At 56.5% G+C, this 14,673-nt stretch carries 12 protein-coding genes; 4 read left to right on the plus strand and 8 right to left on the minus strand.

All coding sequences use genetic code 11. The features are described from left to right. Positions 1-117 precede the first annotated feature (117 nt). Complete coding sequence (ampC, locus tag QLG12_RS06855) at positions 118-1,284, plus strand: class C beta-lactamase (RefSeq protein ID WP_282474189.1); 1,167 nt, start codon at positions 118-120, stop codon at positions 1,282-1,284. Positions 1,285-1,345: 61 nt separating this feature from the next. Here the strand turns inward: ampC and QLG12_RS06860 are convergent, their stop codons facing one another. Then, the gene (locus tag QLG12_RS06860) at positions 1,346-1,618 is read right to left on the minus strand and encodes a hypothetical protein (RefSeq protein WP_197867757.1); all 273 of its coding nucleotides are present in this window, start codon (positions 1,616-1,618) and stop codon (positions 1,346-1,348) included. 547 nt (positions 1,619-2,165) lie between these two features. Between QLG12_RS06860 and QLG12_RS06865 the strand changes: the two genes are divergently transcribed. Together QLG12_RS06865 and QLG12_RS06870 are read left to right on the plus strand one after the other, a co-directional pair. Continuing rightward, entirely contained in the window at positions 2,166-3,533 is a 1,368-nt protein-coding gene (locus tag QLG12_RS06865; protein WP_236194309.1) for an AAA family ATPase, read from the plus strand. Then, positions 3,526-4,146, plus strand: coding sequence for a retron system putative HNH endonuclease (locus QLG12_RS06870; protein WP_236194308.1), 621 nt, complete (start codon positions 3,526-3,528; stop codon positions 4,144-4,146). Before QLG12_RS06865 ends, QLG12_RS06870 begins: the two co-directional genes overlap by 8 nt. Before the next feature lie 87 nt (positions 4,147-4,233). On the opposite strand, the gene QLG12_RS06875 is transcribed toward QLG12_RS06870, so the two are convergent. The 3 genes from QLG12_RS06875 to QLG12_RS06885 all read right to left on the minus strand — a co-directional run bounded on the left by QLG12_RS06875 (position 4,234) and on the right by QLG12_RS06885 (position 6,640). After that, positions 4,234-4,800 (minus strand): DUF4174 domain-containing protein, encoded by a 567-nt coding sequence (locus QLG12_RS06875; protein WP_282474190.1) that lies wholly within the window; start codon positions 4,798-4,800, stop codon positions 4,234-4,236. Between the two features lie 209 nt (positions 4,801-5,009). Then, entirely contained in the window at positions 5,010-5,795 is a 786-nt protein-coding gene (locus QLG12_RS06880; protein WP_282474191.1) for a sulfite exporter TauE/SafE family protein, read from the minus strand. A 95-nt stretch (positions 5,796-5,890) separates the two neighbouring features. Then, positions 5,891-6,640 carry a hypothetical protein gene (locus QLG12_RS06885; RefSeq protein WP_197867363.1) on the minus strand — a complete coding sequence of 250 codons (750 nt, stop codon included), beginning with the start codon at positions 6,638-6,640 and terminating at the stop codon, positions 5,891-5,893. A 247-nt stretch (positions 6,641-6,887) separates the two neighbouring features. On the opposite strand from QLG12_RS06885, the gene QLG12_RS06890 reads away from it, so the two are divergent. Continuing rightward, the gene (locus QLG12_RS06890) at positions 6,888-8,036 is read left to right on the plus strand and encodes an aldose epimerase family protein (protein WP_197867362.1); all 1,149 of its coding nucleotides are present in this window, start codon (positions 6,888-6,890) and stop codon (positions 8,034-8,036) included. Positions 8,037-8,198: 162 nt separating this feature from the next. On the opposite strand, the gene QLG12_RS06895 is transcribed toward QLG12_RS06890, so the two are convergent. The 4 genes from QLG12_RS06895 to QLG12_RS06910 form a co-directional block, all read right to left on the minus strand. Continuing rightward, a complete protein-coding gene (locus QLG12_RS06895; RefSeq protein ID WP_007951599.1) occupies positions 8,199-8,462 on the minus strand; it encodes a PAAR domain-containing protein in 264 nt (87 codons plus the stop codon). Positions 8,463-8,529: 67 nt separating this feature from the next. After that, the gene (locus tag QLG12_RS06900; protein WP_197867361.1) at positions 8,530-8,856 is read right to left on the minus strand and encodes a hypothetical protein; all 327 of its coding nucleotides are present in this window, start codon (positions 8,854-8,856) and stop codon (positions 8,530-8,532) included. A 378-nt stretch (positions 8,857-9,234) separates the two neighbouring features. Beyond that, positions 9,235-9,852 carry a hypothetical protein gene (locus QLG12_RS06905; protein ID WP_197867359.1) on the minus strand — a complete coding sequence of 206 codons (618 nt, stop codon included), beginning with the start codon at positions 9,850-9,852 and terminating at the stop codon, positions 9,235-9,237. Positions 9,853-9,860: 8 nt separating this feature from the next. Continuing rightward, on the minus strand, positions 9,861-14,558 hold the full coding sequence (locus tag QLG12_RS06910) for an RHS repeat-associated core domain-containing protein (RefSeq protein ID WP_282474192.1): 4,698 nt from the start codon (positions 14,556-14,558) through the stop codon (positions 9,861-9,863). Positions 14,559-14,673: the final 115 nt, after the last annotated feature.

Raw genomic sequence — 14,673 nt, forward strand, 5'->3', positions numbered from 1 at the left:
GTTTGCCGAAAGACAACGGACTGCCTAGATTTGGCGGCGCCGATCAGCAGCCCAATGAAAAAACGCTCGCAGTGTAGCGGGATAACACCATCAACACTCATGGAGAGTGGTTCAAACATGTCTTCGACCAACCTGATAAAACTCAAGTCCTACAGCGCTTTCGGACTTTTCTTCAGCGCCGCCACCTGCCTGGCCGCCCCACAAACCGACGATCAGTTACAGGCGCTGGTCAAGGCCACCGTGACCCCGGTCATGCAGCAACAGGACATCGCGGGACTGGCCGTGGCCGTGACCGTCGATGGCAAGGCACATTACTTTAACTACGGTGTCGCCGACAAAAGCACCGGGCAGGCAGTGAGTGAAAACACCCTGTTCGAAATCGGCTCGGTAAGCAAAACCTTCACCGCGACCCTCGCCGCCTACGCCCAAACCAGCGGCAAACTGCAATTCTCCGATACGGCCAGCCAGCACTGGCCCGAACTGAAAGGCAGCGCCTTCGACCACGTCAGCCTGCTGCAACTGGGCACCTACACTGCCGGCGGCCTGCCGCTGCAATTCCCGGATGCTGCGGATTCTGCCGACAAGATGCTCGGCTATTACCAACGATGGAAACCGACGTATCCGGCCGGCAGCCATCGCCTGTATTCCAACCCGAGCATCGGCCTGTTCGGTTATCTGGCGGCAAAAAGCCTCGGCCAGCCGTTCAATCAGGTCATGACCGAAACCCTGCTGCCGAAACTCGGACTCAAGCACACCTTCCTGTCGGTGCCGGCGTCTGAACAAAAGCTCTACGCCCAAGGCTATGACAAGAACAACAAACCCGTTCGCGTCAGCCCCGGCGCACTGGCTTCCGAAGCCTACGGCGTGAAAACCAGCGCCGCCGACCTGCTGCAATACGTCCAGGCCAACCTTGACACCGCGAAACTCGAAACACCCCTGCAAAAAGCCATCGCCCTCACCCACACCGGCTACTACACCGTCAGCGACATGACTCAGGGCCTGGGCTGGGAACGTTACACCTACCCGATCAGCCTCGAACGCCTGCTGGACGGCAACTCGACGCCAATGGCCATGGAGGCGCACAAGGTCAAATGGCTGAATCCGCCACAGCCTGAACCGGCGAACGTGCTGCTGAACAAGACCGGTTCCACCGGGGGTTACGGCGCCTACGTCGCGTTCGTGCCGTCGAAGAAAGTCGGGATCGTGATTCTGGCGAACCGCAATTATCCGAATGGAGAGCGGGTGAAAATCGCGCACAAGATTCTGGGTGAATTGACCCGGTAATCACGCCATAAAAAACGGGCGACCTGAGAGGGTCGCCCGTTTTTGTTTGGGAGGTTGAAAACTACGCCTGTAGCTTCCAGCCCAGTACATCCATCAGATCGCAACTGTCGCGCAAAGGGATTGCCAGCACTCGGGCGAAGTCCTGCAGCAGCAAGGCGTCGTGGCCGATGCCGTCGCTGAGGGAAAGTGTTTCCAGCAGTTGAGTTACGCTGCGTAATCGGTAGGCGGCGGTGCCGTGGAGTACGTCTACCGGGGCTTCGCGGTCGATCAGGAGGCAGGGAATCTGGCAGTCGATGCCGGTGATGGGGATGTACCGGGGTTTGGGGTTGGCGATGTGTTCGGGGGAATCCGGGTTCGCGGGGTTTTCGGCTGCGTTCGAATCAATTTTTTTCATGCGTGAAGATCTCGTGCAGTTAGAGAAAAAACTGCCGAGCTCCCTTCCACGAGAGGGTGGCAGCTTTGCGCAGGTGTGGAAGTCCGGGACCCCGAAAAAACCCGGTGCACTCGAGCGTGCTCCTGCGCATAGCTGCCATAAGCAAACAATGTTGGCATAAAAGGCGCCAACAAGTGTTTACAGGCGCACATGCGCTTTCGGGATTCACCGGACTTCCACATCCGACCGCTGATTTTGCAGCGGCTCGGAAAGGTTATCGGCACGGCTCTGGGAGCACCAGTTCCTCAGTGCCGCCGCGCGTCGCAGGAAAAATCCGATGGATTTGAAGGGTGTTGCGCAGCTCATTCCAGTGGGAATATGCGGCAACTATTTTCATGGGTGACCGGGTGAAGTGGAGTATCTACACTCCATCGAATCAATCCGTGGCCGGGGATGACATAATGCGCGCCAAAGCTTTTAAACCGACTGACCCTCGAAGGGCGTTGTAATGGAAATCAACAAATTTTTTATCGAAAATATCGGCAGATTTGCCGAGTTGGAGATTCAGCTAGCACCAACGAACGCGCACCCATCAAATGTCACGGTCCTCGTAGGAAACAACGGCGCCGGAAAAACCACCCTGCTGAAGTCACTAGCTACTTCTTTAAGTTGGTTTATCGCCAGAATTCGTAATGAGAAAGGCAGCGGAAACCACATTTCCGACGAAGACATTCGGATGGGTACCAATGGCAGCATTGTCCTCATTCAGATTGCCGATACTTCTCATCCGCGCACAAAACTTCCTAATGCTGATTCTGACGCCTCTCTGTTCATTTGGGGCCTTGTACGTGTTCGTCGTGGACGAAAAGCTAATCTTCATAGCTCACTGCTGGAAGCGAGCCTGCTGGCAGATCATTACCGCAATCAACTAACCACTAATGAAAGGGCATCGTTACCGTTAGTTGCCTACTATCCAGTAGAACGCTCGGTTCTAGAAATCCCGTTAAAAATAAAAACCAAACACACCTTTGACCAACTAGACGGCTACGACAACGCACTAAACCGAGGCGTCGACTTCCGCCGTTTCTTCGAATGGTTCCGCGAGCGCGAAGACAGCGAAAACGAAACCGGCATTTCCGACTCTGCACTGGCTGAAATCTCCGAGAAATTCGGCCCGGACAGCGAGGTCTGGCAAACCCTGTCCAAACTGAAAGCCTCCTCCCGCGACCGCCAACTGACTGCCGTCCGCTCCGCCATCGCCGCGTTCATGCCCGGCTTCACCAACCTGCGCGTGCAACGCAAACCGCGCCTGCACATGGCCATCGACAAGGACGGCGTCACCCTCAACGTCGCCCAACTCTCCCAAGGCGAGAAGTCGATGATGGCACTGGTCGGTGACATCGCCCGCCGCCTGGCGATGATGAACCAGTCGCTGGACAACCCGCTCCACGGCGACGGCATCGTGCTGATCGACGAAGTGGATTTGCACCTGCACCCAAAATGGCAACGCAGCTTGATCCGCCAACTGAGCGAAACCTTCCCCAACTGCCAGTTCGTGCTGACCACCCATTCGCCACTGGTCATCAGCGACGCAAAAGATGTTCTGGTTTACGTGCTCAATGACGGTGAACTCCACGAACACAACGGCCTGTACGGTCTCGATGCCAATCAGGTGCTGCTGGAAGTCATGGACACCGATATCCGCAACAGCGACGTTCAAAAACGCTTGAACGCGCTGCTCGAACGCTTGCAGGACGGTGATCTGGAAGCCGCACAGAAACTCTTCGCCGAACTGGCAGAAGAACTTCCAAACGGTCATATCGAACTGGCGAAAGCCGCGCTGTTGCTGCGCAAGCTGGAGTTGCGCCGTGCGTAAGATCACTAAGGGACCCGAGCCGGAACAACTCATCAGGTGGAAACGAGCCAACACAACATCGCGTTACCAGGACTTGTCCGGCGAAGAACGTGTGACTTTGCGCACAGCCTGCATCGCAGAACAATTCAGCCTTTGCGCCTATTGCTGCCAGACCATTGCAGTCGATGACTCACATAACGAACACGTTGAAGCCCAGGATAAAGCCCCCAATCGCACATTGGAGTTCACCAACATCGTCGCCAGTTGCCAGCGCCAGAATCAATGTGGACATCATCGAGGCACGCGCCCACTGGATCTGACGCCCTTGATGGAGGAATGCGAGTCGGAATTGAAGTTTTACCTGTCCGGTAGAGTGACCGGCAAAACTGACCGCGCAAATTCAGCTCTGGAAATTTTGAATCTCGGTCACACCGAAGAAAGCAATCGCGGACTCATAGGGGCGCGGAAACAGCTGGTTGATCAGCTGATATTTACAGGAGGCATGCAACCCGATGACCTTGAAGATGAAGAGCTTCTGGGCATTCTCCTTGATGACATGCTGACTCCCAAGAATGGCCAGCTCGCGGCTTTTTCTCCGGTTCTGGTCAATGTCATCCGTCAGCTCCTGCCCTGATATTCAAAGTATCGCGGTCATTCCGGCGGGCAAAAAAATGGCGAACGCTTTACAACGTTCGCCATTTTTATTCAGAGCCTGCCTCAATCAATCATCCGGCATTTCCGGCGGCTTGGCCGGTTTGGTTGGCTTGGCCGGTTTCGTGCCTTTCGCACCCTTGGCCGGGGTCGGTTCTGCAGCAGCCGGCGCCGTGACCACGGTGGAAGTGGCTTCTTTTTCAGCGGCAGGCAACGCATCAATGGTGTCGAAGATTTTCTTCAGGTCGACCGCCGCCGCTTCATCCCCCGAAGCCGTCAGTTTGGTCTCTCCATCCTTACCCACCAGGAAGACTTTCGGATACGCCCCGGCGCCCAGCTTCAGCGAACGCAACAGCGCCATGGTTTGCTGCTGCTCGAGGCTTTTGCCATCGACCTGACCACTCATGCTCAGGATGGTGTAGACCTTGATCTTGCGGTCGGCGATACCTTGTTTGTTGGCCGGGTCGTCCAAGGATTTTTTCAGACTGACCCAGGCAGGATCGACCGTACTGGAGGCGATCACGATCACCGGGCGGTAGATGCCTTTGTCGACGTCCAGTGGGGAATCGCCGTCGGCGGCGAACAGGGGGCCGGCAATCGCCAGCAAGAGTGTCAGGGTCAGTGACCTGATGAGCATGCGCATCTCCTTTTGATATCCACGCTCTAATGATTGCGCATCGCGGCGATTGTTCCGGGTGGTGCCCGGCAAAAGTGTTTCGCCTTGCCCAAAGCTTAGGTCAGCACCGATTTTGCGCAACCGGTTGGGCGCGACCCTGTGCCCATTTGTTTACCTTTCATGCCGCGTCAGCTGACGCTTGAGCTTTCCGGGTTATGGATGCTCGCCGATCAGAACGCCAGCTTGTAACCGATCAATACCAGCATCGTCGCCAGGCACGGGCGCAACAATTCATCGGAGACGCGGCCGGTCAGGTGGCTGCCGAGCCAGATGCCCGGCAACGAGCCGACCAGCAGAAAGCCCAGCACGCCCCAATCCATGTTGCCCATGCTCGCGTGGCCGAGGCCGGCGACCAGGGTCAGCGGGACCGCATGGGCGATTTCGGTGCCGACCAGGCGGCGGGTCGGCAGCAGCGGATAGAGGATGAACAGTGCGACAGTGCCGAGGGCGCCGGCGCCGATGGAGGTCAGGGCGACCATGGTGCCGAGGATCAGACCGGTGATTACGGTCATGACATTCAGGCGCGCGCCGCTCGGGTTGTAGTTGCCGCCGGCGCGTTTATGGGCGAATTCCAGCAGGCGCTTTTTGAACAGAATCGCCAGCGCCGTGGCGAACAGCACGTAGCCCAGCGCCTGCTTGATGATGACGTTCATCGCGTCCGGTGCGGTGTGCAGGGTGCTGAGGAACCACAAGGTCATGGCCACCGCCGGGACACTGCCCAGGGTCAGCCAGCCGGTGATGGCCCAGTCGATGTTCTTGTTCTTCCTGTGGACGAGCACGCCGCTGGATTTGGTAATGGCGGCATACAGCAGGTCGGTGCCCACCGCCGTGGCCGGGTTGATACCGAACCACAGCAGGATCGGCGTCATCAACGAACCGCCGCCGACACCGGTCATGCCGACGATGAACCCCACCACCAGCCCGGCAACCACCAGACCGAAATTTGCCAATTCCATTAAGACATCCAGAAGACGACAGGAAAAATCTGGCCCGCAGCATAGCGATTTTTCTTATAACCACCTATATCGATCCGATCTATCGTTATGCCATTTCACTGCACAGGCAGAAAATTCAGGAACAGCAGGCTCTGGGCGTAATTCAGCCCGATGCGCCGGTAGCGCTCGTCGAGCATCTGGGTCAGCAGATCCAGGCGCGCCACGATTTTGCCGAACTCCGTGGCGAAGCTCAGGTTGCTGCCCTCCTCGGAAATCTCATTGGAAAACAGCAGTGGCTGCCCCTCCTTGTTCTGCCGCTGGGCGAGGATCCACGTGGCTTTCTCGATGTTGCGCGCGGCGTTGTTGACGAAGGTCGGGTTGATCGCATCGGTCATGTAGAACTCGGTGCGGTTGCCGTGGGCGGTGACCAGCATGCTGCCGATCGCATAGATGAACGCGCCGACCCGGTCGCCGAGAAATTCAGGGCTCATGGCATAGCTCAGCGCGGCCAGGTCTTTCTTGCCGCCGAGGGTCGGTAAAGGTTGCTGTTGTTCAATGGCCAGTCGCACCTGCTTGACCGCCGTGCGAATGTCGAGAAAGCCGGATTTGCGCAGCTCGTCCGGGTTGCGCAGGTACAACTTGCCCATCAAGCGATAGAGGCTGTCGAGGTTGTCGCGCATCGCCAGGGTGGCCATGCGGTCAACACTGGTCTGGAGAAACTCCTGAGGCCTGCCCTCGCGCATCTGGGTGATGAAATTGTTGCCGTCCTGATGACTGCAACCACCGAGCAGCAGCGTCGACAGGCAGGCCAGCAGCAGGCACGGGCGATGAATGAATGCAGCGATGGGGTGCAAAACTCTCGGCATGAATTCTTTGACGGACACGTTCCTGTGCGGCGGAAGTCACCGCACCCTGGCCATGGATAGAGCCGGGGATTTCGCAAAAGTGCAGTGCCGGCGTGGATTCCCGACCTTCGGCGCACGCGGCCCAAGCAATTTAGTCCGACTTTATTTTTGCATTAACCGTTTAATCCGCTATAAATTCCAATTCATCCATTAATTAGCATGACTATTTATCGATTTTCAAAACAACAACAAAAAGGAAGGTCAACCCATGCTTCAATCCCGACACTCACTCTGCGGCCTCGGACTGTCCCTGATGATCGCCACCCTCTCCGCCCAGGCCGCCGGCCTGACCAGCGAACACAAAGCCTTCGGCAAGACCAATGACGGCACGCCCGTCGAGCAATACATCCTGCGCAACAGCCACGGCATGCAGGCCACGGTCATCACCTACGGCGCGACCTTGCAGGCGCTGCAAGTGCCGGACAAACACGGCAAGCTCGACGACATCGTCCTCGGCTTCGACGATGTGCAGGGTTACCAGAAAGGCACCGCGTACTTCGGCGCGACCATCGGCCGCTTCGGCAATCGTCTGGCCGATGGCGCTTTCGAACTCGACGGCAAGCGCTACCAAGTGCCGCAGAACGACAAGACCAACGCCTTGCACGGCGGCACTCAGGGCTTCGACAAAAAGGTCTGGAAGGCGAAGGAAACCAAGGACAAGGATTCGGTCGGCGTGACCCTGACCTACCTGTCGGCAGATGGCGAAATGGGTTTCCCCGGCAACCTCACCACCGAAGTGACCTACCGCCTCACCGACAGCAACGAACTGCGCATCGACTACAAGGCCAGCACCGACAAACCGACGGTACTCAACCTGACCAACCACAGCTATTTCAACCTCGCCGGCGCCGGCAATGGCGACATCCTCAAGCAAGTCGCCACCCTGCACGCCAGCCATTACACCCCGGTCACCGCCAAACTGATTCCGACCGGCGAACTGGCGCCCGTGGCCGGCACGCCGATGGACTTCACCAAACCGACCGCCATCGGCCAGCACATCAAGGCCGATCATCCGCAGTTGAAATTCGCTGAAGAGAAACAAGGTGGCTTCGATTTCAACTGGGCGCTGGACACCCAGGGTGACGTCAGCAAACTCGCCGCCGAAGTCAGCGACCCGCAATCCGGTCGCCACTTGCAGCTGTTCACCAACGAACCCGGCGTGCAGTTCTACACCAGCAACTTCCTCGACGGCACGTTCAAGGGCAAGGGTGGCAAGGTCTATCCGCACTGGGGCGCATTCACCCTGGAGACTCAGCACTATCCAGACTCGCCGAACCAGCCGAACTTCCCGAGCACCCGTCTGGATCCCGGCCAGACCTACACCCAGAGCGTGGTGTTGAAGTTTTCGGCGAAGTGAAAGCAAAAGATCGCAGGCTGTGGCAGCGTCTATAGGGGAAAATTGATCCTGATGTAGGAGCTGTTGCAGGTTGCGATCTTTTTGCTTTTTGAACCCCTGGACTATCTGCTGCCCACTCTGGATATCGACCGGGGCAAACAGGGGCAAAAGAAACTCAGAGACTCAGCTGATTACGGCGCCTTTCGGGCCACTGGCAATCAGCGCTGCACCACAGGCGGTTTTCATACCGTCCAGCGCGATGGGCACGCCATCGACGGTGTAGGTGCTACTGCCCTCGGCGATCGGGAAAACCCCTTTGCACAATGGGCAACTGACCTTGTGACCGACTCCGGCAATCGGTTTGCCATTGAGATCTGTCCGGGAGAATGCTTCGAGGACCTTGCCACCGTGAGTGGTGGAGTCGCCGAGGCGGATTGCGTCTTTTATGTTGTCACTCCTTTGACCAAGGCCTGTTTATTCGCACTAATGCACGATGCAGACATTCAAGCGTTCTTCAAACATTGCCCTTGATGCGAAATGCATCCTTAAGCGGCACCTCATCATCACCATCCTCAAGACATCTATAGTCGCTGTCACCCAACGCCGAGAGCAAGGTTTGGTATAGGTTCAATGACTTAAAGTTGACCTGAAGCCACAAAACGCTTTCACTTTCATAGATCAATCGAGCGTCATAATTAGCGCGACTGTTGAGCGACTGATCTTTCAGGTAGAGGTCGCCAGGTTGTTGTGCGCGAATACATGCATCGCTGCCCTTTATTTTCTTCATTACTTTGCTAGCAGAGGTTGTGTCGCCGAACACCAGCTTGTATTCATGACTCATGATCCGATACTTACACAGGCCTCACCAAGCTGTTATTCAACGCGATGAAGTCCACATTCGCGTCATAGTCGAAGTCTTCAACTACATCTTGAAGGTGCATATGCTCAAGACTATTCGTTGACATCTCATACGATGCATTAATAAGAAAAACACCAAGCTCTCTAATCGATTGTGGATCAGCAAGAATCGAAACCTCATCCAGCTGAATACTCGCATCACTACCGACAGCGGTCCCGTGCACAGTGAACTCAGTCAGCCTTTTCATAGATTGAGACCTTTATCCCGAAAGCTTTAAAGATTAAAACCTTTAAAGGTGACAAATTTATAAAAAGCAAAAGTCATGCTATCACTCTTTTAGTTGTGAGCGGATGGCACTATTCATTGCATAGTACTGCCCAAATAAATCTGTCGAACCAGCCGTTTGAAAGCATTTGAGCAGCCTTTTGAACTGGCTTCGCTTATCATCGAATCGGGAGTAAGGCACTCGTATGTTTCACGCACTGCTTTCCTTGCTATTTCACTAAAGCGCTCATTATCAAAATCGCACTCAACAGTGGAAATCATGTATGAGCTTCTTTTGGATCGCCGACCAAATCTTATTACAATCCTTTCATCAAAAATCAGTGCCCCTTCACTTTCATCTTCGGAAAAATAGAACGAAATCCGATTATCGCCCATATGCCTCAGCGCTGAAGCAAATGGTTGCTTTTTCAAAAGAGAAGTCAGCCTCACCCCACATGCAACACCAAGGCCGCACCCTAATGCCTCACTTACAAAAAAGTATTGCTTAAATACAATCGATATTTTTCGACGCAAATAAGAAACGCTGTATTCCTTCTCGAAAAAATGAAAATCACCCAGATCCCCAACCAACTCAAAATCAGCATTTATAAATTCCGACTCAGAGAAATCGTTCAATCCAAAAATATTTGGTTGAAGATTACCTGTTCCTTCTAAAAACAGCGTAATCAGCTTATAAAAATCAGTAGAAATCATATATTCCCTTATTTACGCGCTACCGGGTTCGTTCCTGCGGCATGGTGCCCACTCAGAATGGTACCGACCTGTTTCAGTTCCGGCACACGTGCAGAATTCGGATTTGCGTCGACTCCGGCCTGTGCAGCTTTGGTAAGTCGATCCACGTTGCTCGGTTTGTCGAGGTATTTTAGAACACACTCACATGCCTTACCCCATTGCGAGTTGGGCATCGCTCGCGTTGCCTTGTCGGCCGGTTCGAGTACAACATGCGTTCCTTCAGCGTTCGGTTTAAGAGCAATGTGACCACCGGCGGGAGGCAAGCCAGACCCGTTAACGTTAACGTGAACACCGCGAGCCAACACGTCTTGTCCTGCCGTATTCGCTCCTACTTTATGGCCTGCCAGACCTAATGGGTCGACGAGTCCGACGGGGTTATCCCCGTAAAAATAAAGATTCAACCCACCCGCATAGCTAATCGGGTCTTGGCTTACAAATCGACCAATCGCGGGATCATAGTACCGATACCGATTGTAATGCAGCCCCGTCTCATGATCGTGATACTGCCCCTGGAACCGTATCTGGTTCGTCACGCCATGCTGCCGCGCCCACTCCGAGCGCTGTTCCGTCACCTGCCCCCACGCCTTGTACTGCGCGGTCCAAGCCATGTTGCCATGTGAATCCGTCAGTTCCTGCGGCGTCCCCAAGTGATCACACTGATACCAGGCCAACGCATCAAACGGTAATGCCGTAGTTTTGTGATTCCACAGTGGATCCTCATCAAGGCTGTATTCACCGCTGTAATCAGGCTGCCCCATGAGGTTGATCGGCGCGTGGCGCACAGCTTGAGCGACGGGTATGAAAGTGCCCGGTTCAAAGACGTAATGCACCGTGCGTCCCGGCTCGCCATCCCCCTGCGCCAGGCTGCTTTCCCACGCGAGATTGTCGCCATCCCATCCATAAAGCGTAAAACCGCAGCCCAGTTCACGCTGTTTGCGGGCGTGCTCGTTTCTGTTCCAAAGGGAACCGGCTTCCGGGCGCTGTTTGTAGTGCGCGCGGGAGTTTTTGTGCAGGCGGCGCCCCAGTGCGTCGTAAGCGAATTCAACGGACAGGCGCGGATCTTCGAAATGCACCAGTCGATCAAACAGGTCCCAACGCATATCGCTGCGTTGGCCGTTGTGCCAGCGCTGGATCTGATTACCGCGTTCGTCGTAGTCGTAGTGGGTGCCGGCGTATTCGCGCAGCAGGTTGTCGACCAGTTTGCTGCGCGGTGGCGTCAGATCCAGTGGGCGGCGGATTTCAGCAGCCTTGTCATCCAGCAGGTTACCGGCCGGGTCGAAGGCGAACGTTTCAACGCCTTGACGCGTCACGGCGCTGAGCAGTCGACCGACGGGATCGTAACGATAGGCGAGCGGGCCGCGACGACTGTCGTTGATGTCGGTCAGTTGGCCGGCAGCGTCGTATTTGTATTCGCGCTTGAGCAGGATGCTTTTGTCATCGCTGCGCCCCAGCAGTTGTTCCTGCAAGCGTCCGGCCGGGTCCCAGCTTTGAGTTTGCAGCAGGCGATTGCCTTGGTGGCGGGCGATTTCGCGGTGCAGGTCGTCGCGTTCGTAGCCGATCAGTTCATGCTCATCCAGACGCATGCCCAGCAGGTGGCCGCTACCGTAAGTGAGCCAACTGACGCGGTGACCGTCCGGGCGAACGGTGGCAACACGTTGATTGAGCACGTCGTACTCGTGCTGCCAGATCGCGACGGTGGGCTTTTCCAGTCCGAGGTAATGTTGGTGTTCGCGCAGCAGATTGCCGGCCGGGTCGTGGAACCATTGCAGACGGCTGTCGGCGTTGTCGGCCAGCACCATATTGCCGTTGCCGTCATAGGCAAAGGTTTCGCTTTGCGATTGGTCACCCAGAGTGGCGCGACGCTCGGTCAAGCGGCCCATCGGGTCGAAGCTCACCGAGATGACACGTTTGCCATTGATCGATTGGGCAAGGCGACCCGTCTGAGCATCGTATTGATAGCGCGTGGTGCGGCCGTCGAAGCCACGTTCTTCCAACAGACGTCCGACCGGGTCGTAGTGGAAGTGCGCGCGTTGTTCGTTTTCGTTTTCCAGGGCGGTTAACCGTCCGAGGCGGTCCCAGCGATAGCGCAGGGTTTGCTCGGCGGCATCGACACGTTCGGCGATCAAACCGGCCGCGCTATAGCTCCAGGTGGTGCAGCGATCGAGACCGTCGACATGCGTCAACAGTCGGCCTTCGGCGTCGCGTTCAAAGCGCTCTTCAGTCTTTTCCGGGTGCTTGATCAGCACCAGTTGGCCGGCCTTGTATTCGTATTCGGTGGCGTTACCGGCGGCGTCGGTGAAGCAGATCATCTGCCCCAGTTCGTTGTATTCCCAGGTGCTGGTCTTGCCTGAGCAGTCGATGTACTCGACCAGTTGCCCGGCGTCGTTGTAGTCCAACGTCTTTTCGTTGCCGTTGGCGTCCTTGATCGCCGTGGGCTGACCGGATTTGTTGTAGGCGTATTCGGTTTTGTTGCCCAGCGGATCGAGCGCTTCGACCAGGTTGCCTTGGTCGTCATAGGCGCGTTGCCACTGACCACCCTCGGCATCGCTGATCTTGATCAGCAAATCCTGATCGTCGTAGGCGTAATGAATAACCGTGTGATCGGCACGGATGTGTTCGAGCAGGTTGCTGCGTTCATCGTAGCTGTAGCGATCGGTGCTGCCGTCGGCATTCACGCGGCGAACGATGTTCTTGGCCTCGTCGCGGAAGAACCATTCCGAACGCTCGTCTGCGTAGCGAATGCGGTAGGTGTAGCCAAGGATGTCGTAGTAGTGCCAGGTCTCGTTGCCGAGGGCGTCGGTGACGTAGGTCAAACGGATGTTTTCGTCCCACTCCAGGCGCGTGTCGAAGCTGCCGTCATCGGCCCATTCGCGGATGGCTTTGGCCTTGGACCCCGGACCGTCCCACTGCAGGTTCATGCCGCGCCCGGTGCGGTCGGTGTAGCGGGTGATCAGGTGATGCTCGAACTGATACGACCAGACTGCGCCGTTCTCGTCCTGAGCTTGAATCAGATCGCCGAAAGCATCGTACTGATAGGCGCAAAGTTGTCGCTGCGGTTCACCGTCGCGGATTTCCCAGAGACCGGTCAGTCGGCCGTGATCGTCAATCAGCGTGCCGAGGTGCAGGTGGACTTTGGTGAAGTCGTTTTCCTGATAGGTGATCAGGTCCGAAAGCACCGACTGTTCGCCGTGCCGATGCTCGTAATGCAGCATGATCCCGGCGCCGTTGCGCAGAGAAATGTTGGTCAGTACATAACGCTGGCCACGGCGGACGTAGGTTTCCTTGCGTTCGAAACCGTGACACACCAGCAACTGATCTTCGCTGGCACGAACGAGGGTGATGTTTTCGATGGCGTGGTAGTGGAACAGACCGACTTTGGGCAGCGGATAGCTGTGGTCACGGCCGTCGGCGCCGTAGAAGGTCAGGCCATCATCCACGCAGTCGAAACGTGTGGTGAACTCGCTGATCCAGCGGGCGCCGAGCTCGCTCTGATCGTAGGCGTCGAGGCGTGAGTTATAAGTGCGTGTCCATTCGATCGGGAATGGGCCGGGCAAGCTGAAATCGGAATGGCTGAGACTTTCCGAACCCAAGGCGAAATTGATGCTGAAGTCCGTGGCGCATTCGCAGGGACCTTTCTTTGGATTGGGCGCGCCTTTCGCCGGTGCCTGTTGGCCGTGGGCGGCCAACTGCCCCTCAGATGCCGTACGCTTCGCCTGTCCGGTCTTCTCCGGGTGGACGGCGGCGTTCTGGCCATTGGCATTGCGCTTGCGCCACAACGTCACGGCGCTGGAAAGGATCAGCAGCAACCAACCGATGGAGTTCTGAACGGACTCGTCGTCCAGCTTGCTCAATTGGGTGCGTAGTTCCGGGCCCATCGCCCTCAGTTTTTTGGTTTCGTCGGAAACGGTTTTTTTGAAGTCATCAGGGACGAGATTTTGCGCCACGCTGTTGGCCAGGCCTTTGCCTGCTGACTTCAGCGCGCTGTTGGCAGCCCCAAAAATATTGCTGAAAGACGCCAGCGGATCATTCTTGAATTGGTCGGCCGCAGCGCTTGCCTGAGCGCTGGCTGCATTCAGATCACCTTTGGCATCCAGATTGCCAAACGCCACCGCTTCGATGCCCTTGGCAATTTCGTTAACGACTTCTTCGCCGAGCTTGCCAGCGTCCGCCAAAATACCGGGCAACTTGCCTTTGGCCTGTTCAACAAAATCATCCAGCGTGCCGATAATCGAGGCGTTCAGGTGACCGACCAGCACCTCGATCACGGAAGTGCTGAGCAACAACTTGCTGCTGGCCCTCATCTCCTGGCGCACCAGAAACAGAGTCGGACGAAGGGTCATCCGTGCAGCTGCCATCGCCGGTGGTAAAGGCAATACGCCGATCAGGTTGATGCCAAGGCTGGCCCACGCGAGCAAGTCGCGCTGCTTGGCGTTCGACAGGGTGACGATGTCACCCAGCGCATCGACCAGCGCCATGATGTTGCCGACCACCGGCAAGGAGCCGGCAACGTTCTTGATCCGGTCGAGGGTGACCACCCCGCCGCTGGCGGATTGAAGCCAGGCATCGAAAGTCGCCGCACCGCTGGCGACGTCCTGAATGTCGATGGCATTTAAAGGAACGATCGCAACCTGAGGTTCACGTTTTACAACAGCATTTTCAGTGGTCATGACAGCATCTCACCCGCCAGCAGGCCCGGGGTTTTCAAGGAAGTTTTAGGAGGCATCGGCGCCGGCAGACTCGGCAACTTGCCCGCCTTGCTCGCCGCCCCGAGAATCCCCGACG

Origin of the sequence: Pseudomonas sp. V88_4, assembly GCF_029967985.1 — a bacterium.
Lineage (GTDB): Bacteria > Pseudomonadota > Gammaproteobacteria > Pseudomonadales > Pseudomonadaceae > Aquipseudomonas > Aquipseudomonas glycinae.

Coding starts and splice junctions, on each gene's coding strand:
- ampC (WP_282474189.1), top strand. CDS start 118: ATGTCTTCGACCAACCTGATAAAACTCAAGTCCTACAGCGCTTTCGGA.
- QLG12_RS06890 (WP_197867362.1), top strand. CDS start 6,888: ATGCTTCAATCCCGACACTCACTCTGCGGCCTCGGACTGTCCCTGATG.
- QLG12_RS06865 (WP_236194309.1), top strand. CDS start 2,166: ATGGAAATCAACAAATTTTTTATCGAAAATATCGGCAGATTTGCCGAG.
- QLG12_RS06910 (WP_282474192.1), bottom strand. CDS start 14,558: ATGACCACTGAAAATGCTGTTGTAAAACGTGAACCTCAGGTTGCGATC.
- QLG12_RS06885 (WP_197867363.1), bottom strand. CDS start 6,640: ATGCCGAGAGTTTTGCACCCCATCGCTGCATTCATTCATCGCCCGTGC.
- QLG12_RS06880 (WP_282474191.1), bottom strand. CDS start 5,795: ATGGAATTGGCAAATTTCGGTCTGGTGGTTGCCGGGCTGGTGGTGGGG.
- QLG12_RS06905 (WP_197867359.1), bottom strand. CDS start 9,852: ATGATTTCTACTGATTTTTATAAGCTGATTACGCTGTTTTTAGAAGGA.
- QLG12_RS06875 (WP_282474190.1), bottom strand. CDS start 4,800: ATGCTCATCAGGTCACTGACCCTGACACTCTTGCTGGCGATTGCCGGC.
- QLG12_RS06900 (WP_197867361.1), bottom strand. CDS start 8,856: ATGAGTCATGAATACAAGCTGGTGTTCGGCGACACAACCTCTGCTAGC.